This is a genomic window from Campylobacter sp. BCW_6468 (assembly GCF_001762865.1).
Classification (GTDB): domain Bacteria; phylum Campylobacterota; class Campylobacteria; order Campylobacterales; family Campylobacteraceae; genus Campylobacter_D; species Campylobacter_D jejuni.
The window spans coordinates 232762-255296 of the sequence record NZ_MJXQ01000030.1 but is presented as its reverse complement, the minus strand read 5'-3'; the positions used below and the strand labels follow the sequence as shown (position 1 = coordinate 255296).

Here is a 22535-nt window from a genome sequence, read left to right as displayed (position 1 = left end):
ATTTAAGGTAGAGAATGGATTTTGATTTTATATTAGCTCAAGCTCCTGCTTTTTTAACGGCTGCTTGGCTTACGATAAAACTAAGCTTTTTTGGAATTATTTTTTCTTTGATAATAGGTTTGTTTTGTATTTTAATGAGTTATTTTAAAATAAAAATTTTAGAAAATATTTGCAAGCTTTATATAGAGTTTTCAAGAAATACGCCTTTATTAATTCAACTTTTTTTCTTATATTATGCTTTACCTAAATTTAATATACATTTAGAGCAAATTCCACCGCTTGATTTGATTTGCTTAAGCGTAGAAGAAACTTTAAGGCCTTCTTTTGCTTGTGTTATAGTAGGACTTAGTTTTTTAGGAGGTTCTTATATGGCTGAAAGTTTAAGAGCGGGATTTGAAGCCATAAGAAAACAGCAGTTTGAAGCGGGACTTTCTTTGGGTTTTTCAAAATTTGGAAATTTGCGTTATGTGATTTTGCCGCAAGCTTTGGCTATTTCTATGCCAAGTATTAGTGCTAATATTATATTTTTAATCAAAGAAACTTCAGTCGTTAGTATTATTGCCTTGCCAGATTTGGTGAATTTAATGAAGAGTTTAAATTCCTTAACCTATAAGACAGATGAGCTATTGTTTTTGTTGTTTATGGGATATTTATGCATTATTTTACCTTTGTCTTTTATTTTGCTAAAGTTTGAAAAAAGGTTGCTTCATGCTTGAACTTTTAAATACCGATACGCTTTTAAGACTCTGGCAAGGGCTTTTTGTCACTCTTGAAATTTCATTTATCAGCATTATTATTACTTCGATAGGTGGGTTATTTTTAGGAATTTTAATGAGTTTTAAAAATACCTATATCTATGCTTTTTGTCGTTTGGGTTTAGAATTTGTGCGTGTTATGCCACTTTTAGTATGGCTTTTTGTGGTGTATTTTGGTTTTCCTAGATGGTTTGGGTGGGATTTGAGTTCTGTAAGTGCAGCTATTATTGTTTTTAGCATTTGGGGTTGTTTTGAGATGATGGATTTGGTGCGTGTTTCCTTGCAGAGTATTCCAAAACATCAGTATGAAAGTGCATCATCTTTAGGTTTAAATACGGTGCAAAGTTTTGCTTATGTTATTATTCCACAAGCTATGCGTCGTTTAACTCCTATGAGCATGAATTTACTTACTCGTATGATTAAAAGTACAACCTTTGCTTATTTAATCGGCGCGGTAGAGCTTGTAAAAGTAGGGCAACAAATTATAGAATTTCATAATAGAAATGATTTTGCACCTTTTATTATTTATGGTTTGATTTTTTTTATCTTTTTTATACTTTGTTATCCTATCACTTTATATTCAAGAAAATTAGAGAAAAAATGGAGCTAAAATGAGTATACTAAAAATAGAAAATTTACAAAAGTATTATGGTTCGCATCACGCCTTAAAAGATATTAATTTGGAAGTTAAGGCTAAAGAAGTTGTGGTGATTTTAGGTCCTAGCGGATGTGGAAAATCTACGCTTTTGCGTTGTATTAATGGGCTTGAAGAGATTGCAAGTGGTAATATTTATATTGATAATGAGAAAATAGATAAAGATTTTAAAGAATGGCCAAGAATGCGTCAAAAAGTTGGTATGGTTTTTCAATCTTATGAGCTTTTTGAGCATTTAAGTGTTGAAGAAAATATACTTCTAGGGCCTATGAAAGTGCAAAAAAGAAAGAAAGATGAGGTTTTAAAAGAGGCTAAAATTTGGCTTGAAAAGGTGGGGCTTTTGCATAAAATTCATGCTTATCCAAGAGAACTTAGCGGAGGACAAAAGCAAAGAATTGCCATAGTAAGAAGTTTATGCATGAATCCTGAGTTAATGCTTTTTGATGAGGTTACAGCAGCGCTGGATCCTGAGATTGTCAGAGAAGTTTTAGAAGTGATGTTAAATCTTGCAAAAGAGGGTATGACTATGCTTATTGTTACTCATGAAATGGGTTTTGCTAAAGCTGTAGCAGATAAAATTATTTTTATGGATAAAGGAAAAATCATCGAAGAAAATGATCCTAAAAGTTTTTTTAAAAATCCAAAAAGCGAAAGAGCAAAGAAATTTTTAAATTTATTTGATTATCATAAATAGATAAAAATAATATTGGTTTATGATAATAAAATTTACAAGACTAAAATTTTATAGAAAAACTAAAAAAGTCTTGACAAAATTTTTTTTTTGAGTTATAATCTTACTTTTATTTTTGCTGGTTTAGCTCAGTTGGTAGAGCAGCTGCCTTGTAAGCAGCAGGTCGGGGGTTCAAGTCCCTTAACCAGCTCCATTTATTTTAGCAGTGTTTGACCAGAATATTGAAAAAGCAATATTTTTATGGTGAGTTACTCAAGTGGCCAACGAGGGCAGACTGTAAATCTGCTGGCTTTCGCCTTCCGTGGTTCGAATCCACGACTCACCACCATGCTTTGCGGGAGTAGCTCAGTTGGTTAGAGCATCAGCCTTCCAAGCTGAGGGTCGCGGGTTCGAGTCCCGTTTCCCGCTCCAATAATTTAAAAGAACTGGGAGCTGTATTTTAAAACCTTTAACTTACAGTATATATCCCATTTAAGAGTTTTTGTTGTCTGTTATTGTGTATAATTTTTCTGAGCGCTCGTATGGCTCAGAGGTAGAGCACTCCCTTGGTAAGGGAGAGGTCGCGGGTTCAATTCCCGCTATGAGCTCCATGAATTGAAAAAATTATATAGATATAAGACTTGCTTTGCTCAATTTATTTTTTATACGGAGGAAAAAAATGGCTAAAGAAAAATTTTCACGTAATAAGCCACACGTAAATATTGGTACTATTGGTCACGTTGACCATGGTAAAACTACTTTAACAGCTGCTATTTCTGCTGTTCTTTCTAGAAGAGGTTTAGCAGAGCTTAAAGATTATGATAATATCGATAATGCTCCAGAAGAAAAAGAGCGTGGTATTACTATTGCTACTTCTCATATTGAATATGAAACAGACAATCGTCACTATGCACACGTTGACTGCCCAGGTCACGCAGATTATGTTAAAAACATGATTACAGGTGCTGCACAAATGGATGGAGCGATCTTGGTTGTTTCTGCTGCAGATGGCCCTATGCCACAAACTAGAGAGCACATTCTTCTTTCTCGTCAAGTAGGCGTTCCATATATTGTTGTTTTTATGAATAAAGCAGATATGGTTGATGATGCTGAACTTTTAGAGTTAGTTGAAATGGAAATTAGAGAATTATTAAGCTCTTATGATTTCCCAGGCGATGATACACCTATTATTTCTGGTTCTGCTTTAAAAGCTCTTGAAGAAGCTAAAGCTGGACAAGATGGTGAATGGTCAGCAAAAATTATGGATCTTATGGCTGCAGTTGATAGCTATATTCCAACTCCAACTCGTGATACTGAAAAAGACTTCTTGATGCCAATTGAAGACGTTTTCTCAATTTCAGGTCGTGGTACTGTTGTTACAGGTAGAATTGAAAAAGGTGTTGTAAAAGTAGGTGATACTATCGAAATCGTTGGTATTAAAGATACTCAAACAACAACTGTAACAGGTGTTGAAATGTTCAGAAAAGAAATGGATCAAGGCGAAGCAGGAGATAATGTAGGTGTTCTTCTTCGTGGTACTAAAAAAGAAGAAGTTATCCGTGGTATGGTTCTTGCTAAACCAAAATCAATTACTCCACACACTGACTTCGAAGCTGAAGTTTATATCTTAAATAAAGATGAAGGTGGTAGACATACTCCATTCTTTAACAACTATAGACCACAGTTTTATGTAAGAACAACTGATGTTACAGGTTCGATTAAATTAGCTGATGGTGTTGAAATGGTTATGCCAGGTGAAAATGTGAGAATTACTGTAAGCTTGATCGCTCCAGTAGCACTTGAAGAAGGAACTCGTTTTGCTATTCGTGAAGGTGGTAAAACTGTTGGTTCAGGTGTTGTTTCTAAAATTATTAAATAATTTAATAAAGCCAAGTTAAAAGCTTGGCTTTAATTTTTTAAGGAAAATTGAAATGAGAATTAAAGTTGGTTTAAAGTGTGAAGAATGTGGTGATATTAATTATAGCACCTATAAAAATAGTAAAAATACTACTGAAAAATTAGAATTAAAAAAATATTGCCCAAGATTAAAAAAACATACACTTCACAAAGAAGTTAAGTTAAAAAGTTAAGCTTGCGCCCTTAGGGCAATAGCTCCAACGGTAGAGCGCCGGATTCCAAATCCGATGGTTGGGGGTTCGAATCCCTCTTGCCCTGCCATAATTAAGGTTTAAATAAATGGAAAAATTAATAACTTATTTTAAATTATCAAAAGCCGAATTAAGGAAAGTAATTTTTCCTTTAAAAGAACAGGTAAGAAATGCCTATATTACAGTTTTTGTGGTTGTTGTGGTGATTTCTTTGTTTTTGGCGTTAGTGGATTGGCTTATGTCCTCTATTGTTTCTGCGATCGTATAAGGAGAGTAAATGAGTACTCATAAATGGTATGCAATTCAAACTTATGCTGGCAGTGAAATGGCAGTTAAAAGAGCCATTGAAAATTTAGTAAAAGATAACGGAATTGAAGAACAACTTAAAGAAATTGTTGTTCCAACTGAAGATGTTATTGAATTTAAGAATGGAAAGGAGAAGATTAGCGAAAGAAGTTTGTATTCAGGATACGTTTTTGCACTTCTTGATTTAAATACAGAGCTTTGGCATCGCATTCAATCTCTTCCAAAGGTTGGTCGTTTTATTGGAGAATCCAAAAAGCCAACCCCTTTAACAGAAAAAGATATTAATTTGATTTTGGAAAAAGTTCACAATCGTGCAGCGCCTAAACCAAAGATTTCTTTTGAAGAAGGGGAAAATGTGAGAATCACAGAAGGGCCATTTGCAAACTTTACTGCAATTGTAGAAGAGTATGATATGGTTCGTGGTTTATTAAAATTAAATGTTTCTATTTTTGGACGTTCAACTCCAGTGGAGATCTTATATTCTCAAGTTGAGAAAATAATTTAATTTATATCAAGTAAGGAGATTTGTTATGGCTAAAAAAGTCGTAGGCGAAATTAAATTGCAAATTGCTGCCACAAAAGCAAACCCATCACCACCTGTTGGTCCTGCTTTGGGTCAGCAAGGTGTTAATATTATGGAGTTTTGTAAGGCTTTTAATGAAAGAACAAAAGATATGGCAGGTTTTAATATCCCTGTTGTTATCACTGTTTATGCAGATAAAAGTTTTACTTTTATTACAAAACAACCGCCAGCTACGGATTTGATCAAAAAAGCAGCTGGAATTTCTAAAGGTACGGATAATCCACTTAAAAATAAGGTGGGTAAGTTAACTCGTGCTCAAGTTTTAGAAATAGTAGATAAGAAAATTGCAGATTTAAATACTAAAGATAGAGATCAAGCTGCTAAAATTATTGCAGGTTCAGCTCGTTCTATGGGTGTTGAAATCGTAGATTAATCCTTTCACCGCCAAGGTAAAAGGCGGTAGCACTTTAAAATGCGGAGAAAATAAATGGCTAAGATAGCAAAAAGATTAAAAGAATTATCACAAAAAATTGATTCAAATAAAGAGTATGCTTTAAGCGATGCAATTGATACAATAAAGACTTTAAAGTCTGCTAAATTTGATGAGACTGTAGAAATTGCTTTAAAACTCAATGTTGATCCAAGACATGCAGATCAAATGGTAAGAGGATCTGTTGTTTTACCTGCTGGAACGGGTAAAAAAGTTCGTGTTGCTGTAATTGCAAAAGACGCAAAAGCTGATGAAGCGAAAAATGCTGGTGCAGATATTGTGGGTAGCGATGATTTAGTAGAAGAAATTCAAAAAGGTAATATGAATTTTGATGTTTTGATTGCTACTCCAAATTTAATGGGACTTGTTGGTAAAGTTGGTAGAATTTTAGGGCCAAAAGGTTTAATGCCAAATCCTAAAACTGGAACAGTGACTATGGATGTTGCTCAAGCAGTTAATAATGCAAAAAGTGGTCAGGTAAATTTCCGTGTTGATAAGCAAGGAAATATCCATGCAGGTCTTGGTAAAGTAAGTTTTTCCAAAGAACAATTATGGGACAATGTTAGCACTTTTGTAAAGGCAATTAACAAACATAAACCTGCTGCAGCTAAAGGTAGATATATTAAAAATGCGGCTTTATCTTTGACAATGAGCCCTTCTGTAAAGCTTGAAACACAAGAATTGCTTGATATGAAATAAGAGTTGCTTTTTTGCAACTCTTTTGTTTTAAAATAAACATTTGAAAAAATTTTTGATTTTTTGAGATGTTTATTTTAGATTGAAGATAGTCGAGGCGTAAGCTTAATTGGATTTCCACTCTACTTGAAATCTCAATCGGAAAGGAGAAAATGTGACTAGAAGCGAAAAAGTTGAGATTATTGCTAAACTTGAAGAAGGTTTTAAAGCTAGTGAAGCTATTGTAGTTTGTAATTACAGAGGTCTTAGCACAAAAAAACTAGAAGAGCTTAGAAATAATGCAAGAGAAAACAATGTAAAAGTTCAAATTGTTAAAAATACTTTGGCTAACATTGCTCTTAACAATTCCGGTAAAACAGGTCTAGTTCTTAAAGATACAAATATTTATCTTTGGGGCGAAGATCAGCTAGGTGTTTCAAAAGTAGCTGCTAAATTTGAAGAAAATAACGATAAATTTGAAATCAAAACAGCTCATATTGAAGGCGAAGTTGCAGATGTTGCTAAGGTTAAAGCTCTTGCTAAAATGCCTTCACGCAATGAGTTGCTTGCTATGCTTTTGCAAGTTTGGAATGCGCCAATTACCAATTTCACAATAGGTTTAAATGCGCTTAAAAATAAAAAAGAATCTGAATAAATTAAATAAAAGGATAAAAAATGGCAATCTCTAAAGAAGATGTATTAGAATATATTTCAAATTTAAGTGTTCTTGAGTTATCAGAACTTGTAAAAGAGTTTGAAGAAAAATTTGGTGTGTCTGCTGCTCCTGTAATGATAGCTGGTGGTGCTGCAGCTGGTGGTGCTGCAGCTGCTGCTGAAGAAAAAACTGAATTTGATATCGTTTTAACTGATGGCGGTGCTAAAAAGATTGAAGTTATTAAAATCGTTCGTGCTCTTACAGGCCTTGGTCTTAAAGAAGCAAAAGATGCAGTTGAGCAAACTCCTTCAACTCTAAAAGAGGGTGTGGCTAAAGCTGAAGCTGAGGAAGCTAAAAAACAACTTGAAGAAGCTGGTGCTAAAGTAGAACTTAAGTAATTTTAAGCTTTAAAGTTAGAAGAAGATTTGCCAAGGCAAGTCTTCTTTTTTTATTTTTACCTAATTTTTAGGTCTTCTTTTTTAAATTTACAAAATTTACCATGAGGTATGTGCGATATGTTAGATAATAAATTAGGAAATCGTTTAAGAGTAGACTTCTCAAACATTTCAAAACAAATAGAAATCCCAAATCTTCTACAATTACAAAAAAAGAGTTTTGATTATTTTTTAAATCTTGATAATGGTGAAAGTGGTATAGAAAAAGTTTTTAAATCAATTTTTCCTATTCATGATCCGCAAAATAGATTGAGTCTTGAATATGTTAGTAGTGAAATAGGCAAGCCAAAATATACCATTCGCGAATGCATGGAAAGAGGTTTGACTTATTCTGTAAATTTAAAAATGAAAATCCGTCTTACTCTGCATGAAAAAGATGAAAAAACAGGGGAAAAAGTTGGCGTAAAAGATATTAAAGAACAAGAAATTTATATCCGCGAAATTCCTTTAATGACAGATCGTGTATCTTTTATCATTAATGGGGTTGAGAGGGTGGTTGTAAATCAATTACATAGAAGCCCTGGTGTTATTTTTAAAGAAGAAGAAAGTTCAACGGTTGCAAATAAGCTTGTTTATACAGCACAAATTATTCCTGATCGTGGTTCGTGGCTTTATTTTGAATACGATGCCAAAGATGTTTTGTATGTAAGAATCAATAAGCGTAGAAAAGTTCCTGTAACTATGCTTTTTAGAGCTTTAGGGTATAAAAAACAAGATATTATTAAGTTGTTTTATCCTATTCAGACTATACATGTGAAAAAAGATAAATTTTTAACAGAATTTAATCCAAATGATTTTATGGATAGAATAGAATATGATATTAAAGATGAAAAAGGAAAAATCGTTCATCAAGCTGGAAAAAGACTTACAAAGAAAAAAGCAGAACAGCTTATTAAAGACGGTTTAAAATGGATAGAATATCCTGTAGAAATTTTACTTAATCGTTATTTAGCAAATCCTATTATTGATAAAGAAAGTGGAGAGGTTTTATTTGATTCTTTAACTTTGTTAGATGAGAGTAAGCTTGCTAAGATTAAAGAGCAAAAAAGTTTTGATATAGCAAATGACTTGGCTAATGGCGTTGATGCAGCGATTATTAACTCCTTTGCTCAAGATGGAGAAACTCTAAAACTTCTTAAACAAAGTGAAAATATCGATGATGAAAATGATTTAGCTGCGATTAGAATTTACAAAGTTATGCGCCCAGGTGAACCTGTGGTAAAAGATGCAGCGAAGGCTTTTGTAAATGATTTATTCTTCAATCCTGAAAGATACGATCTTACCAAGGTGGGTCGTATGAAAATGAACCATAAATTAGGTCTTGAAGTACCTGAGTATGTTACTGTTTTGACTAATGAAGATATTATTAAAACTGCAAAATATTTAATTAAAGTAAAAAATGGTAAAGGACATATTGATGATAGAGATCATTTAGGAAATCGTCGTATCCGTTCTATAGGTGAACTTTTAGCCAATGAACTTCATTTAGGTCTTGCAAAAATGCAAAAGGCGATCAGAGATAAATTTACTTCTTTAAATGCGGATCTTGATAAAGTAATGCCTTATGATTTAATCAATCCTAAAATGATTACTACAACTATCATTGAATTTTTTACAGGAGGTCAACTTTCGCAATTTATGGATCAAACCAACCCTTTAAGCGAGGTTACTCATAAGCGTCGTTTGTCAGCGCTTGGTGAAGGTGGACTTGTAAAAGAAAGAGCAGGTTTTGAAGTGCGTGATGTTCACGCGACACATTATGGTAGAATTTGTCCAGTTGAAACACCTGAAGGTCAAAATATTGGTTTGATTAACACTCTTTCTACTTATGCAAAAGTAAATGAACTTGGCTTTGTTGAAGCGCCATATAGAAAAGTTGTAAATGGTAAAGTGACTAATGAAGTTGTTTATCTTACAGCGACACAAGAAGAAGGCTTGTTTATCGCACCAGCTTCAACTAAGGTTGATGCCAAAGGCAATATAGTAGAAGAATTTGTTGAGACTAGGCAAGATGGTGAAACTATACTTGCAAGACGCGAAGAAGTGCAATTAATCGATCTTTGCTCAGGTATGGTTGTTGGAGTTGCAGCTTCTTTGATTCCGTTTTTAGAGCACGATGATGCAAACAGAGCGCTAATGGGTTCAAACATGCAACGTCAAGCTGTGCCACTTCTTACTGCTTCAGCTCCGATAGTAGGAACAGGTATGGAACAAATTATTGCGCGTGATGCTTGGGAAGCTGTTAAAGCAAAGCGTGGCGGTGTGGTTGAGAAAGTGGATAATAAAAGCATTTTCATTTTAGGTGAAGATGATAAAGGTCCATTTATTGACCATTACACTATGGAGAAAAATTTAAGAACCAATCAAAATACAAATTATATTCAACACCCTATTGTTAAAAAAGGTGATATAGTAAAAGCAGGACAAATTATCGCAGATGGTCCTTCTATGGATCAAGGCGAACTTGCTATAGGTAAAAATGCTTTAATCGCTTTTATGCCTTGGAATGGTTATAACTATGAGGATGCTATAGTTGTAAGTGAGAGAATTATTCGTGAAGATACTTTTACAAGCGTGCACATTTATGAAAAAGAAATTGAAGCAAGAGAACTAAAAGACGGTATAGAAGAAATTACCAAAGATATTCCAAATGTAAAAGAAGAAGATGTTGCGCATCTTGATGAGAGCGGTATTGCAAAAATTGGTACCCATATCAAACCAGGTATGATTTTGGTGGGTAAGGTTTCTCCAAAAGGTGAGGTTAAACCAACTCCTGAAGAAAGACTTTTAAGAGCGATTTTTGGAGAAAAAGCAGGACATGTTGTGAATAAATCCCTTTATGCAACCGCTTCTTTAGAGGGTGTTGTTGTGGATGTTAAAATTTTCACTAAAAAAGGCTATGAAAAAGATGATCGCGCAATAAAATCTTATGATAAAGAAAAAATGGCTTTAGAAAAAGAGCATCATGATAGACTTTTGATGATGGATAGAGAAGAAATGCTTCGTGTTTGTGCTCTTCTTTCCAAAGCTTCTTTAAATAGCGATCAAAAAATTGGAGATAAAAATTATAAAAAAGGACAAACTGCAGATATTAGCGAACTTGAAAAAATCAATCGTTTTACTTTAACAACTTTGATTAAAGCTTATTCTAAAGAGATTCAAAAAGAATACGATGATTTAAAAAATCATTTCCAAAATGAGAAGAAAAAATTAAAAGCAGAACACGATGAAAAGCTTGAAATTTTAGAAAAAGATGATATTTTACCAAGTGGGGTAATTAAGCTTGTTAAAGTTTATATTGCTACAAAAAGAAAGCTTAAAGTCGGTGATAAAATGGCAGGACGTCATGGAAATAAAGGTATAGTTTCAACTATAGTTCCTGAAGTAGATATGCCTTATTTGCCAAATGGTAAGAGTGTGGATATTGCGCTTAATCCACTTGGCGTTCCAAGTCGTATGAATATAGGTCAAATTTTAGAAAGTCATTTAGGTTTAGTTGGACTTAGACTTGGGGATCAAATTCAAGAAATTTTTGATAGAAAGCAAAAAGATTTTCTTAAAGAATTAAGAGCGAAAATGCTTGAAATTTGTTCTATTCCAAGACTTGCAAACGAAAAAGAATTTATTAAAAGCTTAAGCGATGAAGAGCTTTTAAACTATGCTAGAGACTGGAGTAAAGGAGTTAAATTTTCTACTCCTGTTTTTGAAGGTGTAAATATAGAAGAATTTAGTAAGCTTTTTAAAATGGCTAAGATAGATATGGATGGCAAAACAGAACTTTATGATGGACGCACAGGGGAAAAAATTGCAGAGCGTGTTCATGTAGGATGTATGTATATGCTAAAACTCCATCACTTGGTTGATGAAAAAGTTCATGCAAGAAGTACAGGACCTTATAGCTTGGTTACCCAACAACCTGTGGGTGGTAAAGCACTCTTTGGGGGACAAAGATTTGGAGAAATGGAAGTTTGGGCACTTGAAGCTTATGGAGCGGCTCACACTTTAAGAGAAATGTTAACCATAAAATCAGATGATGTAGAAGGTAGATTTAGTGCTTATAAAGCATTGACAAAAGGTGAAAATGTTCCAGCAACAGGAATTCCTGAAACATTTTTTGTATTAACCAATGAGCTTAAATCTCTTGCTTTAGATGTTGAGATTTTTGATAAGGATGAAGATAATGAGTAAATTTAAAGTAATAGAAATTAAAGAAGATGCAAGACCTAGAGATTTTGAAGCATTTCAACTGAGACTTGCAAGTCCTGAAAAAATCAAATCATGGTCTTATGGAGAAGTAAAAAAACCAGAAACTATTAATTATAGAACCTTAAAGCCTGAAAGAGATGGGCTTTTTTGTGCAAAGATTTTTGGACCTATAAGAGATTATGAGTGTCTTTGTGGTAAATACAAAAAAATGCGTTTTAAAGGCGTTAAGTGTGAAAAATGTGGTGTTGAAGTAGCAAATTCAAAAGTGCGTCGTTCTAGAATGGGGCATATCGAGCTTGTAACTCCTGTGGCTCATATTTGGTATGTTAATTCTCTTCCAAGCCGTATAGGAACGCTTTTGGGTGTTAAGATGAAAGATCTTGAGCGTGTGCTTTATTATGAAGCTTATATCGTTGAAAATCCAGGCGATGCTTTCTATGATAATGAAAGCACCAAAAAAGTAGAATATTGTGATGTTTTAAACGAAGAGCAATATCAAAATTTAATGCAACGCTATGAAAATAGTGGCTTTAAAGCAAGAATGGGTGGAGAAGTTGTTCGTGATTTACTTGCAAATTTAGATCTTGTGGCACTTTTAAATCAGCTTAAAGAAGAAATGGCGGCTACAAATTCAGAGGCTAAGAAAAAAACCATCATTAAACGCTTAAAAGTAGTAGAAAATTTCTTAAATTCAAATTTAAACGCCAATACCGATAGTGATGAAGCCGTACCAAATCGTCCTGAATGGATGATGATTACAAATCTTCCAGTTTTACCGCCAGATTTGCGTCCTTTAGTGGCTTTAGATGGTGGAAAATTTGCAGTTTCTGATGTGAATGACTTATATCGTCGTGTTATCAATAGAAATACACGTCTTAAAAAACTTATGGAACTTGATGCACCTGAAATCATTATCAGAAATGAAAAAAGAATGCTTCAAGAGGCTGTTGATGCACTTTTTGACAACGGTCGTCGTGCTAATGCTGTAAAAGGAGCAAATAAACGCCCATTAAAATCTTTAAGTGAAATCATCAAAGGGAAACAAGGACGTTTTAGACAAAATCTACTAGGTAAAAGGGTGGATTTCTCAGGTCGTAGCGTTATTGTTGTAGGTCCAAAACTTAGAATGGATCAATGTGGTTTACCTAAAAAAATGGCTTTAGAGCTCTTTAAGCCACATCTTTTAGCTAAGCTTGAAGAAAAAGGTTATGCAACCACAGTAAAACAAGCTAAAAAAATGATAGAAAACAAAACCAATGAAGTTTGGGAATGTTTAGAAGAGGTAGTAAAGGGACATCCTGTTATGCTAAACCGTGCACCTACTTTGCATAAGCTTTCTATCCAAGCTTTTCATCCTGTTTTAGTGGAAGGTAAGGCTATACAACTTCATCCTTTGGTTTGTGCAGCATTTAACGCAGACTTTGATGGGGATCAAATGGCAGTGCATGTACCGCTTTCTCAAGAGGCTATTGCAGAATGTAAAGTGCTTATGCTTTCATCAATGAATATTCTTTTACCAGCAAGCGGTAAGTCTGTAACCGTTCCATCGCAAGATATGGTTTTAGGAATTTATTATCTTTCGTTGGAAAAAGCAGGTGCTAAAGGTTCGCATAAAATTTGTACAGGTATTGATGAAGTGATGATGGCGCTTGAAAGCAAGTGTTTGGATATTCATGCGAGTATACAAACTATGGTAGATGGTAGAAAGATTACCACTACAGCAGGAAGATTGATTATTAAATCCATTTTACCTGATTTTGTGCCTGAAAATAGCTGGAATAAAGTCTTAAAGAAAAAAGACATTGCTGCGCTTGTGGATTATGTTTATAAACAAGGTGGTTTAGAGATTACAGCAAGTTTCTTGGATAGACTTAAAAATTTAGGTTTTGAATATGCAACTAAAGCAGGTATTTCAATTTCGATTGCAGATATTATTGTTCCTAATGATAAACAAAAAGCTATCGATGAAGCAAAAAAACAAGTAAGAGAAATTCAAAATTCTTATAATCTCGGTTTGATTACTTCAGGGGAAAGATACAATAAAATCATTGATATTTGGAAAAGTACAAACAATGTTCTTTCAAAAGAAATGATGAAGCTTGTAGAAAAAGATAAAGAAGGTTTTAACTCTATTTATATGATGGCAGATTCTGGTGCTAGGGGTAGTGCAGCTCAAATTTCTCAGCTTGCTGCGATGAGAGGACTTATGACCAAACCTGATGGTTCTATTATCGAAACGCCTATTATTTCAAATTTCCGTGAAGGGCTAAATGTTCTTGAATACTTTATTTCAACTCACGGTGCTAGAAAAGGTCTTGCAGATACCGCTCTTAAAACAGCAAATGCGGGTTATTTGACAAGAAAACTCATCGATGTTGCACAAAATGTAAAAATTACCATTGAAGATTGTGGAACACATGAGGGTGTTGAAATCAATGAAATTACCGCAGATAGTTCTATTATAGAAACTTTAGAAGAAAGAATTTTAGGTAGGGTTTTAGCTGAGGATGTGATTGATCCTATTACAAATTCTGTGCTTTTTGCAGAAGGTACTTTAATGGATGAGGAAAAAGCAAAAATTCTTGGCGAAAGCGGTATAAAAAGTGTCAATATCCGCACTCCTATTACCTGCAAAGCTAAAAAAGGAATTTGTGCAAAATGTTATGGTATCAATCTTGGTGAAGGTAAATTAGTAAAACCAGGCGAAGCAGTGGGAATTATTTCCGCTCAATCTATCGGTGAACCAGGAACGCAGCTAACTCTAAGAACTTTCCATAGCGGGGGAACTGCAAGTACGGATTTACAAGATAGACAAGTAAGCGCACAAAAAGAAGGTTTTATAAGATTTTATAATCTTAAAACTTATAAAAACAAAGAAGGTAAAAATATCGTAGCAAATCGTAGAAATGCGGCGGTTTTACTTGTGGAGCCAAAAATCAAAACTCCATTTAAAGGTGTGATTAATATAGAAAATATTCATGAAGATGTGATTGTTTCTATTAAAGATAAAAAACAAGAAGTAAAATACATATTAAGAAAATACGATCTTGCTAAACCAAATGAATTAGCAGGTGTAAGTGGCAGTATAGATGGAAAACTTTATTTGCCATATCAAAGCGGCATGCAAGTAGAAGAAAATGAAAGTATCGTAGAAGTGATTAAAGAGGGTTGGAATGTACCAAATCGTATTCCTTTTGCGAGTGAAATTTTAGTAGAAGATGGCGAGCCTGTAGTTCAAAATATCAAAGCAGGCGAAAAAGGAACACTCAAATTTTACATCCTTAAAGGCGATGGTTTAGATAGAGTAAAAAATGTTAAAAAAGGTGATATTGTTAAAGAAAAAGGATTCTTTGTAGTGATTGCTGATGAAAATGATAGAGAAGCAAAAAGACACTATATCCCAAGAGAATCTAAGATAGAATTTAACGATAGTGAAAAAATCGATGACGCAAATACTATCATTGCAAGTGCTCCTAAAAAAGAAAGAAAAGTGATTGCAGAATGGGATGCTTATAATAATACTATCATTGCAGAAATTGATGGTGTTGTAAGCTTTGAGGATATTGAAGCAGGTTATAGTGCTGATGAGCAAATTGATGAAGCTACAGGTAAGCGTTCTTTAGTAATTAATGAGTATTTACCTAGCGGAGTTAGACCAACTTTGGTAATTGCAGGAAAAGGTGATAAAGCTGTGCGTTATCACCTTGAACCAAAAACCGTTATTTTTGTTCATGACGGCGATAAAATTGCTCAAGCAGATATTTTAGCAAAAACTCCAAAAGCAGCAGCTAAATCAAAGGATATTACAGGAGGTCTTCCAAGAGTTTCTGAACTTTTTGAAGCAAGAAAACCAAAAAATGCGGCTGTGATTGCAGAAATTGATGGTGTTGTTCGTTTTGATAAGCCTTTGCGTTCTAAAGAAAGAATTATTATCCAAGCAGAAGATGGAACAAGTGCTGAGTATTTAATCGACAAATCAAAACATATTCAAGTAAGAGATGGAGAGTTTATTCATGCAGGTGAAAAACTTACAGATGGAGTTGTTTCGAGTCATGATGTGCTTAAAATTTTAGGTGAAAAAGCCTTGCATTATTATTTGATTTCTGAAATTCAGCAAGTTTATCGCGGACAAGGTGTTGTGATTTCTGATAAACATATAGAAGTTATCGTTTCTCAAATGCTAAGACAAGTAAAAGTTGTAGATAGTGGACATACGAAATTTATTGAAGGTGATTTGGTTTCAAGACGTAAATTCCGTGAAGAAAATGAAAGAATCATTAGAATGGGTGGAGAACCAGCTATTGCCGAGCCTGTGCTTTTAGGTGTAACAAGAGCAGCGATTGGAAGTGATAGTGTGATTTCTGCGGCTTCATTCCAAGAAACTACCAAAGTTTTAACTGAAGCAAGTATAGCAGGTAAATTTGACTACTTAGAAGATTTAAAAGAAAATGTTATTCTAGGTAGAATGATTCCTGTTGGAACAGGGCTTTATGGCGAACAAAATTTAAAACTTAAAGAACAAGAATAAAACTCTATTTTATAGCCCTTCGGGGCTATATTTCCTCATTTTCAATCTTTTTAACTAAAATATAAGCAAAAATTAGATATCATCCAAAGTTTATTACATTTTTAAAGAAAGGAATTATTGTGCCTACCATAAATCAATTGGTTAGAAAAGAGCGCAAAAAAGTTTTAGAAAAATCTAAATCTCCAGCGCTTAAAAATTGTCCACAAAGAAGGGGAGTTTGCACTAGGGTTTATACTACAACACCTAAAAAACCAAACTCAGCGTTAAGAAAAGTTGCCAAAGTAAGACTTACTAGTGGCTTTGAAGTGATCAGCTATATTGGCGGTGAAGGTCATAACTTACAAGAACACAGCATTGTTTTAGTGCGTGGTGGTAGGGTAAAAGACTTACCAGGGGTTAAATATCACATCGTTCGTGGTGCTCTTGATACAGCAGGTGTTGCAAAAAGAACAGTTTCTCGTTCTAAATATGGTGCTAAACGCCCTAAAGCAGGCGCTGCAAAATAATCTTCATACAGACAAATCCGTTAGATTTGATTTTGTTTGAGTAAAATTTAAAATTTGAAGGAAAAATAATGAGAAGAAGAAAAGCTCCGGTAAGAGAAGTTTTACCTGATCCGATTTATGGTAATAAAGTAATCACAAAATTTATTAATTCTTTAATGTATGATGGCAAAAAAAGCACAGCTACAACAATTATGTATGGTGCTTTAGAAGCTATCGATAAAAAAGGTGGCGAGAAAAAAGGTATTGATATTTTTAATGATGCGATTGAAAATATTAAGCCTTTATTAGAGGTAAAATCTCGTCGTGTAGGTGGTGCGACCTATCAAGTTCCAGTTGAAGTACGCCCTGCTAGACAACAAGCTTTGGCGATTCGTTGGATTATTTCTTTTGCAAGAAAAAGAAGCGAAAGAACTATGATTGATAAACTTGCAGCTGAGCTTTTGGATGCTGCTAATAGCAAAGGTGCTTCATTTAAGAAGAAAGAAGATACTTATAAAATGGCTGAAGCAAATAAAGCATTTGCTCACTATCGTTGGTAAGGAAGGAGTGTGTATGTCAAGAAATACTCCTTTAAAAAAAGTTAGAAATATCGGTATTGCTGCTCACATTGATGCGGGTAAAACGACTACATCTGAAAGAATTCTTTTCTTTACTGGTATGAGTCATAAAATCGGTGAAGTTCATGATGGTGCTGCAACTATGGACTGGATGGAGCAAGAGAAAGAGCGCGGGATTACTATCACTTCTGCGGCTACAACTTGTTTTTGGAAAGATCATCAAATCAATCTTATTGACACTCCAGGCCACGTGGATTTTACAATCGAAGTTGAAAGATCTATGCGTGTTCTTGATGGTGCTGTTGCGGTATTTTGTTCAGTGGGTGGGGTGCAGCCTCAAAGTGAAACAGTTTGGAGACAAGCAAATAAATATGGTGTTCCAAGAATAGTATTTGTAAACAAAATGGATAGAATCGGTGCAAATTTTTATAATGTAGAAGATCAAATTCGCAACCGTTTAAAAGCTAATCCAGTTCCACTTCAAATTCCAATCGGTGCTGAGGATAATTTTAAAGGCGTAATCGATCTTGTAACTATGAAAGCTTTAGTTTGGGAAGATGATACTAAGCCAACGGATTATGTAGAAAAAGAAATTCCAGCTGAACTTAAAGAAAAGGCAGAAGAATATCGCACAAAAATGATAGAAGCAGTTTCTGAAACTTCAGATGAGTTGATGGAAAAATATTTAGGCGGAGAAGAATTAAGTCTTGAAGAGATTAAAACAGGGATTAAAGCAGGATGTTTAAGTCTTTCTATCGTTCCTATGCTTTGCGGTACAGCGTTTAAAAATAAAGGGGTTCAACCTTTACTTGATGCTGTTGTGGCTTATTTGCCAGCTCCTGATGAAGTGGCAAATATCAAGGGTGAATATGAAGATGGTACAGAAGTTTCTGTAAAATCAACTGATGATGGCGAGTTTGCAGGGCTTGCATTTAAAATCATGACAGATCCATTTGTAGGACAACTTACTTTCGTGCGTGTTTATCGTGGTTGTTTGGAAAGTGGCTCTTATGCTTATAACTCAACTAAAGATAAAAAAGAAAGAATTGGTCGTTTGTTAAAAATGCACTCTAATAAAAGAGAAGAGATTAAAGTGCTTTACGCAGGCGAAATTGGTGCTGTTGTAGGACTTAAAGATACTTTAACAGGGGATACTCTTGCAAGTGAAAAAGATAAGGTAATCCTTGAAAGAATGGATTTTCCAGATCCCGTTATTTCTGTTGCAGTTGAGCCAAAAACTAAAGCTGATCAAGAAAAAATGTCTATTGCTTTAAATAAATTAGCACAAGAAGATCCAAGTTTTAGAGTTTCAACTGATGAAGAAAGTGGCCAAACTATCATTTCAGGTATGGGTGAGTTACACCTTGAAATTATCGTTGATAGAATGCTTCGTGAATTTAAAGTTGAAGCTGAAGTAGGTCAACCACAAGTTGCTTATCGCGAAACTATTAGAAAAACTGTTGAACAAGAATACAAATATGCTAAACAATCAGGTGGTCGTGGCCAGTATGGACATGTATTCTTACGCCTTGAACCACTTGAGCCAGGTAGTGGATATGAATTTGTTAATGATATCAAAGGTGGAGTAATTCCAAAAGAATACATTCCTGCAGTTGATAAAGGTGTTCAAGAAGCATTACAAAATGGTGTTTTAGCAGGTTATCCTGTGGAAGATGTTAAAGTAACTGTTTATGATGGAAGTTATCACGAGGTGGATTCATCTGAGATGGCGTTTAAACTTGCTGCTTCTATGGGCTTTAAAGAAGGTGCTAGAAAAGCAGGTGCTGTGATCTTAGAGCCTATGATGAAAGTTGAAGTAGAAACTCCTGAAGATTACATGGGTGATGTTATTGGAGATCTTAACAAACGCCGTGGTCAAGTAAATAGCATGGATGAGCGTGGTGGAAATAAAATCATCACAGCATTTTGTCCTTTGGCTGAAATGTTTGGTTATTCTACTGATCTTAGAAGTCAAACTCAAGGTCGTGCGACTTATTCTATGGAATTTGATCACTATGATGAAGTTCCTAAAAATGTTGCGGATGAAATCATCAAAAAAAGAAACGGTTAAATTTTTAGCGGGATTTTTCCCGCTTTCTGTCCTCGTAGCTCAGCAGGATAGAGCGCAAAATTCCTAATTTTGAGGCCGTGAGTTCGAATCTCGCCGTGGACACCATTTTATGGGGTGTTATTATGATAAAAATTGCTTTTTTTATAACTTTTGTAATTTCTTTTTTGGCAGCACAAAGCCCAGTAAATTTTAAAGAAGATAATAATATAACAAAAGAACGAAATATATTTAAAGAACAATCTCCAAAACGCATTAAAATTCCAACGCATTAAAATATATGTCAGATCTGATTACGCTAGCACAATTATCACAAGGGTATCGTTACAATAGTGATTCTTTAATTTTAGCTGATTTTATTTTAAAACAAGGAATTAAAGGCGCTGTTTTTGATGTAGGTGCGGGCTGTGGTATCATAGGTATTTTACTTAAAAAAAATATTGCAAATTTAAGTTTATCTTTGATTGATATTCAAAAAGAAAATATAAAATTGATTGAAAAAAATTTAAAATCCAACAAAATACAAGGCGATATTTTTCATGATGATTTTAATCAATTTCAAATCATAAAAAAATTTGACTTCATAGTCTGCAATCCTCCATTTTATAGACAAGGAGCTTACAAGAGTGAAGATCAGCATAAAGCTATAAGTAAATTTCAGGAATTTTTACCCTTGCATAGCTTTTTAGCTAAAACAAATTCTATGCTTAAGCCAAATGGTGCTTTGTATTTTTGCTATGAAGCTTTAGCTTTAGATGAAATTTGTTTTATTTTAAAAGATATGAAAATGAAAATAACAAAGCTTTGCTTTGTACATACACATCAAAACAAAAAAGCAAGACTTGTTTTGATACAGGTAAAAAAAGGTTCAAAATCGCCTTGTGAGATTTTACCTCCTTTTTTTGTATATGAAAATGAAATTTTAAGCAAACAAATGCAAGAAATTCACTTAAGATTTAGGTTAAAAAGTTATGATATTTGATAAAAATTTTTCTTATGCTTTTGATGAAAATGCTTGTGAGAAATGCGGTGGAAGGTGTTGCACTGGAGAAAGTGGCAATATTTTTGCGAGCAAGGAAGAATTAGAAGCATTAAGAAAGCATTTAAATTTAGAAAGCAAAGAATTTGCTGAAAAATACTTGAGAAAAGTGGGCTTTAAAATGAGTTTTAAGGAAGTCGAATGTGAAGATGGTTTTGCTTGCATTTTTTTTGATACTCAAAAAAGAAATTGTAGTATCTACGATTTTCGTCCAAAACAATGCAGAACTTTTCCATTTTGGGAATATTTTAAAACACATCAAAAGGAATTAGAAAAAGAATGTATAGGTATTTGTTATTTGTCTTAGCAGCCTTTTTTTTGGCAGCTTGTGGAAGTTCAAAAATCAATGTTGTTTATCCTGATTATACAAAATATAAAAGCAATGATTTTGATTTAAGGGTTATGAAGGCTTATAATTATGAGTATTATAAACAATACAAAGAAGCCAGAGATGAATTTTTAAGTCTTTATCAAGATTATAATAATACTAATTTTTTAGAAAATGCATTTTTACTTACTTTAGCAAACAATCTTGACAAGCAAGCAGAGTTAGATAATCTAGCAAAGCCTTATTTAAATCAAAATGACAATCTTAAGCGACTTAGTGCTCTTTATGCTTTAAATTCAAATGATATCAACAATGCTCAAAAACTTATGAAAGAGCTTTTAACAAAAAAGGATAGTGATCCTAGAAATTTAGAGCTTTATGGTGATATTTTGGTTAAAAAAAATGATTTAAAAAATGCTACAAAATACTATAGATCTGCTTATAATCAAGTGCAAAATGAAGAAATTTTATTTAAACTCATAGGAATTTATGCGATTTTGAATGATACTTTAAATATTAAAAATGTTTTAGAATTTTCAAGAAAAACCAATGGTTGCACTCTCAAAACTTGCGTCTTGCTTGCTAAAATTTATTTTGATGAAAAAAATATCGAAGCTTTAAAAAGTATATATAAAGAGCTTTATCAACTTACCAAAAATAAAAGTTTTGTATTGGCTTTAGTTGAGCTTTTAAATTCTCAAGGCAAAACAGAAGAAGCTTTAAAAATTTCTTTGCAGTATGATTTAGATGATGACATTAAACTCGCTTTGTATCAGAATTTAAAACGCTTTGATGATGCTAAAAAAATGAGTTTAGCTCTTTATCATAAAACAAAAAATAAAGAATATCTTCTACGAGCGGCAGTTTTTGAATTTGAAGCTGCAAATGAAGCTAAAAAAATCACTCCAAAAGTAATTGATTCTGTAAAAGAAAAATTCGAACAGGCTATCGATAAAGATAGCAATGCTTTGTATTTAAACTACTATGGATATTTGCTTATAGATTATGATTTAGATGTTAAAAAAGGTATAGAGCTTGTGAAACTTGCCTTAAAAAAAGAGCCTCAAAATTTATACTATTTGGATTCTTTAGCGTGGGGGTATTATAAACAAGGTGATTGTAAAAAGGCTTGGGAAATTTTGAAGCAAACTTTAGAGGATAAAGAATTTGCAAATTCTGATGAGAGCAAGGCTCATGCAAAAGCAATAAAGGCGTGTATTAAACCATGATTTTAGATAAAATTTTTGAAAAAACTAAAGAAGATTTAAAAGAGCGTAAGGCGCAACTGCCTTATGATATGTTGGGACGATCTTTAGCGTCGAATCCTTTTTTTCCTAAAGATGTTAAAGCTGCTTTAAAAAGAATAGAAAATGAAGTAAGAATTATCGCAGAGGTTAAAAAAGCTAGTCCAAGTAAAGGGGTTATAAGGGAAAATTTTGATCCTTTAGATATAGCTTTAAAATACGAAAAAAATGGAGCTGCTGCTATTTCAGTTTTAACAGAACCGCATTTTTTTCAAGGGAGTTTAGAATACCTTAGTATGATACGCCGTTATACGCACACTCCTTTGTTGCGAAAGGATTTTATTTTTGATGAGTATCAAATTTTAGAAGCTTTGGTTTATGGGGCGGATTTTGTATTATTAATCGCTAAAATGCTAAGCATGAAAGAGCTTAAAAAACTGCTTGAGTTTGCAAGACATTTAGGTCTTGAGGCTTTGGTTGAAATTCACGATAAAGAAGATTTGAGCAAAGCGATTTTTTCAGGAGCTGATATTATAGGCATAAATCATCGCAATTTGGATGATTTTTCTATGGATATGAATTTATGCGAAAAACTCATCCCACAAATTCCAAATTCAAAAATTATTGTCGCAGAAAGCGGTTTAGAGGATAAAGATTTTTTAAGGCATTTGCAAAATTTAGGCGTTGATGCTTTTTTAATCGGAGAATATTTTATGCGTCAAAACGATGAAGGAGAGGCTTTGAAAGCCTTGCTTTAAAAGGATAAA

At 33.6% G+C, this 22535-nt stretch carries 20 protein-coding genes, 6 tRNA genes and 1 pseudogene; all 27 read left to right on the top strand.

Annotated elements, in window-relative coordinates; all coding sequences use genetic code 11:
• Positions 1-14: 14 nt before the first annotated feature.
• Positions 15-716 carry an amino acid ABC transporter permease gene (locus AJ889_RS04100; protein WP_002859029.1) on the top strand — a complete coding sequence of 234 codons (702 nt, stop codon included), beginning with the start codon at positions 15-17 and terminating at the stop codon, positions 714-716.
• Positions 709-1365, top strand: a complete 657-nt coding sequence (locus tag AJ889_RS04095; protein WP_002864176.1) for an amino acid ABC transporter permease — start codon at positions 709-711, stop codon at positions 1363-1365. The genes AJ889_RS04100 and AJ889_RS04095 overlap by 8 nt, the downstream gene beginning before the upstream one ends.
• 1 nt (position 1366) lies before the next feature.
• A pseudogene (locus AJ889_RS04090) lies at positions 1367-2127 on the top strand (amino acid ABC transporter ATP-binding protein).
• Between the two features lie 91 nt (positions 2128-2218).
• Positions 2219-2294 (top strand) — tRNA-Thr (locus tag AJ889_RS04085).
• A gap of 49 nt (positions 2295-2343) precedes the next feature.
• A tRNA-Tyr gene (locus AJ889_RS04080) sits at positions 2344-2429 on the top strand.
• Positions 2430-2435: 6 nt separating this feature from the next.
• Positions 2436-2512 (top strand) — tRNA-Gly (locus AJ889_RS04075).
• A gap of 104 nt (positions 2513-2616) precedes the next feature.
• Positions 2617-2691: transfer RNA gene (locus AJ889_RS04070), tRNA-Thr, on the top strand.
• 68 nt (positions 2692-2759) lie between these two features.
• On the top strand, positions 2760-3959 hold the full coding sequence (tuf, locus tag AJ889_RS04065; protein ID WP_002855271.1) for an elongation factor Tu: 1200 nt from the start codon (positions 2760-2762) through the stop codon (positions 3957-3959).
• Positions 3960-4011: 52 nt separating this feature from the next.
• Positions 4012-4170, top strand: coding sequence for a 50S ribosomal protein L33 (rpmG, locus tag AJ889_RS04060; protein ID WP_002793551.1), 159 nt, complete (start codon positions 4012-4014; stop codon positions 4168-4170).
• Positions 4171-4182: 12 nt separating this feature from the next.
• Positions 4183-4258 (top strand) — tRNA-Trp (locus AJ889_RS04055).
• A gap of 18 nt (positions 4259-4276) precedes the next feature.
• Positions 4277-4456: a preprotein translocase subunit SecE gene (gene secE / locus AJ889_RS04050; protein WP_002869529.1), complete on the top strand. Its 180-nt coding sequence runs from the start codon at positions 4277-4279 to the stop codon at positions 4454-4456.
• Positions 4457-4465: 9 nt separating this feature from the next.
• Positions 4466-4999 (top strand): transcription termination/antitermination protein NusG, encoded by a 534-nt coding sequence (nusG, locus tag AJ889_RS04045; protein WP_002851098.1) that lies wholly within the window; start codon positions 4466-4468, stop codon positions 4997-4999.
• A gap of 25 nt (positions 5000-5024) precedes the next feature.
• Positions 5025-5450, top strand: a complete 426-nt coding sequence (gene rplK / locus AJ889_RS04040; RefSeq protein WP_002779452.1) for a 50S ribosomal protein L11 — start codon at positions 5025-5027, stop codon at positions 5448-5450.
• A gap of 54 nt (positions 5451-5504) precedes the next feature.
• Positions 5505-6206 (top strand): 50S ribosomal protein L1, encoded by a 702-nt coding sequence (gene rplA, locus AJ889_RS04035; protein ID WP_002854928.1) that lies wholly within the window; start codon positions 5505-5507, stop codon positions 6204-6206.
• A gap of 151 nt (positions 6207-6357) precedes the next feature.
• Positions 6358-6837: a 50S ribosomal protein L10 gene (rplJ, locus tag AJ889_RS04030; RefSeq protein WP_002857585.1), complete on the top strand. Its 480-nt coding sequence runs from the start codon at positions 6358-6360 to the stop codon at positions 6835-6837.
• A 20-nt stretch (positions 6838-6857) separates the two neighbouring features.
• Positions 6858-7235: a 50S ribosomal protein L7/L12 gene (gene rplL, locus AJ889_RS04025; RefSeq protein WP_002859903.1), complete on the top strand. Its 378-nt coding sequence runs from the start codon at positions 6858-6860 to the stop codon at positions 7233-7235.
• A gap of 108 nt (positions 7236-7343) precedes the next feature.
• Positions 7344-11480, top strand: a complete 4137-nt coding sequence (gene rpoB, locus AJ889_RS04020) for a DNA-directed RNA polymerase subunit beta (RefSeq protein ID WP_074484745.1) — start codon at positions 7344-7346, stop codon at positions 11478-11480.
• On the top strand, positions 11473-16026 hold the full coding sequence (gene rpoC / locus AJ889_RS04015; protein WP_002884848.1) for a DNA-directed RNA polymerase subunit beta': 4554 nt from the start codon (positions 11473-11475) through the stop codon (positions 16024-16026). Before rpoB ends, rpoC begins: the two co-directional genes overlap by 8 nt.
• A 119-nt stretch (positions 16027-16145) precedes the next feature.
• Positions 16146-16532 (top strand): 30S ribosomal protein S12, encoded by a 387-nt coding sequence (gene rpsL, locus AJ889_RS04010; protein ID WP_002782934.1) that lies wholly within the window; start codon positions 16146-16148, stop codon positions 16530-16532.
• Between the two features lie 68 nt (positions 16533-16600).
• On the top strand, positions 16601-17071 hold the full coding sequence (rpsG, locus tag AJ889_RS04005; RefSeq protein ID WP_002779471.1) for a 30S ribosomal protein S7: 471 nt from the start codon (positions 16601-16603) through the stop codon (positions 17069-17071).
• Between the two features lie 13 nt (positions 17072-17084).
• Positions 17085-19160, top strand: a complete 2076-nt coding sequence (fusA, locus tag AJ889_RS04000) for an elongation factor G (RefSeq protein ID WP_002788669.1) — start codon at positions 17085-17087, stop codon at positions 19158-19160.
• A 28-nt stretch (positions 19161-19188) separates the two neighbouring features.
• Positions 19189-19265: transfer RNA gene (locus AJ889_RS03995), tRNA-Arg, on the top strand.
• Positions 19266-19282: 17 nt separating this feature from the next.
• Positions 19283-19432: a hypothetical protein gene (locus AJ889_RS03990; RefSeq protein WP_002854981.1), complete on the top strand. Its 150-nt coding sequence runs from the start codon at positions 19283-19285 to the stop codon at positions 19430-19432.
• A gap of 5 nt (positions 19433-19437) precedes the next feature.
• The gene (locus tag AJ889_RS03985) at positions 19438-20139 is read left to right on the top strand and encodes a tRNA1(Val) (adenine(37)-N6)-methyltransferase (protein WP_002854777.1); all 702 of its coding nucleotides are present in this window, start codon (positions 19438-19440) and stop codon (positions 20137-20139) included.
• The gene (locus AJ889_RS03980) at positions 20129-20503 is read left to right on the top strand and encodes a YkgJ family cysteine cluster protein (protein ID WP_032584727.1); all 375 of its coding nucleotides are present in this window, start codon (positions 20129-20131) and stop codon (positions 20501-20503) included. The genes AJ889_RS03985 and AJ889_RS03980 overlap by 11 nt, the downstream gene beginning before the upstream one ends.
• Positions 20476-21753, top strand: a complete 1278-nt coding sequence (locus AJ889_RS03975; RefSeq protein ID WP_002909544.1) for a lipopolysaccharide assembly protein LapB — start codon at positions 20476-20478, stop codon at positions 21751-21753. Before AJ889_RS03980 ends, AJ889_RS03975 begins: the two co-directional genes overlap by 28 nt.
• Positions 21750-22526 (top strand): indole-3-glycerol phosphate synthase TrpC, encoded by a 777-nt coding sequence (gene trpC, locus AJ889_RS03970; RefSeq protein WP_070293270.1) that lies wholly within the window; start codon positions 21750-21752, stop codon positions 22524-22526. Before AJ889_RS03975 ends, trpC begins: the two co-directional genes overlap by 4 nt.
• The last annotated feature ends 9 nt before the right edge of the window (positions 22527-22535 follow it).

What these genes read in the sequence shown, in the direction of transcription:
- AJ889_RS03985 (WP_002854777.1), top strand. Translation starts at nt 19,438, where the DNA reads ATGTCAGATCTGATTACGCTAGCACAATTATCACAAGGGTATCGTTAC.
- fusA (WP_002788669.1), top strand. Translation starts at nt 17,085, where the DNA reads ATGTCAAGAAATACTCCTTTAAAAAAAGTTAGAAATATCGGTATTGCT.
- rplA (WP_002854928.1), top strand. Translation starts at nt 5,505, where the DNA reads ATGGCTAAGATAGCAAAAAGATTAAAAGAATTATCACAAAAAATTGAT.
- rpoC (WP_002884848.1), top strand. Translation starts at nt 11,473, where the DNA reads ATGAGTAAATTTAAAGTAATAGAAATTAAAGAAGATGCAAGACCTAGA.
- rpoB (WP_074484745.1), top strand. Translation starts at nt 7,344, where the DNA reads ATGTGCGATATGTTAGATAATAAATTAGGAAATCGTTTAAGAGTAGAC.
- AJ889_RS03980 (WP_032584727.1), top strand. Translation starts at nt 20,129, where the DNA reads ATGATATTTGATAAAAATTTTTCTTATGCTTTTGATGAAAATGCTTGT.
- AJ889_RS04100 (WP_002859029.1), top strand. Translation starts at nt 15, where the DNA reads ATGGATTTTGATTTTATATTAGCTCAAGCTCCTGCTTTTTTAACGGCT.
- AJ889_RS03990 (WP_002854981.1), top strand. Translation starts at nt 19,283, where the DNA reads ATGATAAAAATTGCTTTTTTTATAACTTTTGTAATTTCTTTTTTGGCA.
- rplL (WP_002859903.1), top strand. Translation starts at nt 6,858, where the DNA reads ATGGCAATCTCTAAAGAAGATGTATTAGAATATATTTCAAATTTAAGT.
- tuf (WP_002855271.1), top strand. Translation starts at nt 2,760, where the DNA reads ATGGCTAAAGAAAAATTTTCACGTAATAAGCCACACGTAAATATTGGT.
- rplK (WP_002779452.1), top strand. Translation starts at nt 5,025, where the DNA reads ATGGCTAAAAAAGTCGTAGGCGAAATTAAATTGCAAATTGCTGCCACA.
- nusG (WP_002851098.1), top strand. Translation starts at nt 4,466, where the DNA reads ATGAGTACTCATAAATGGTATGCAATTCAAACTTATGCTGGCAGTGAA.
- trpC (WP_070293270.1), top strand. Translation starts at nt 21,750, where the DNA reads ATGATTTTAGATAAAATTTTTGAAAAAACTAAAGAAGATTTAAAAGAG.
- AJ889_RS04095 (WP_002864176.1), top strand. Translation starts at nt 709, where the DNA reads ATGCTTGAACTTTTAAATACCGATACGCTTTTAAGACTCTGGCAAGGG.
- AJ889_RS03975 (WP_002909544.1), top strand. Translation starts at nt 20,476, where the DNA reads ATGTATAGGTATTTGTTATTTGTCTTAGCAGCCTTTTTTTTGGCAGCT.
- secE (WP_002869529.1), top strand. Translation starts at nt 4,277, where the DNA reads ATGGAAAAATTAATAACTTATTTTAAATTATCAAAAGCCGAATTAAGG.
- rpmG (WP_002793551.1), top strand. Translation starts at nt 4,012, where the DNA reads ATGAGAATTAAAGTTGGTTTAAAGTGTGAAGAATGTGGTGATATTAAT.
- rpsG (WP_002779471.1), top strand. Translation starts at nt 16,601, where the DNA reads ATGAGAAGAAGAAAAGCTCCGGTAAGAGAAGTTTTACCTGATCCGATT.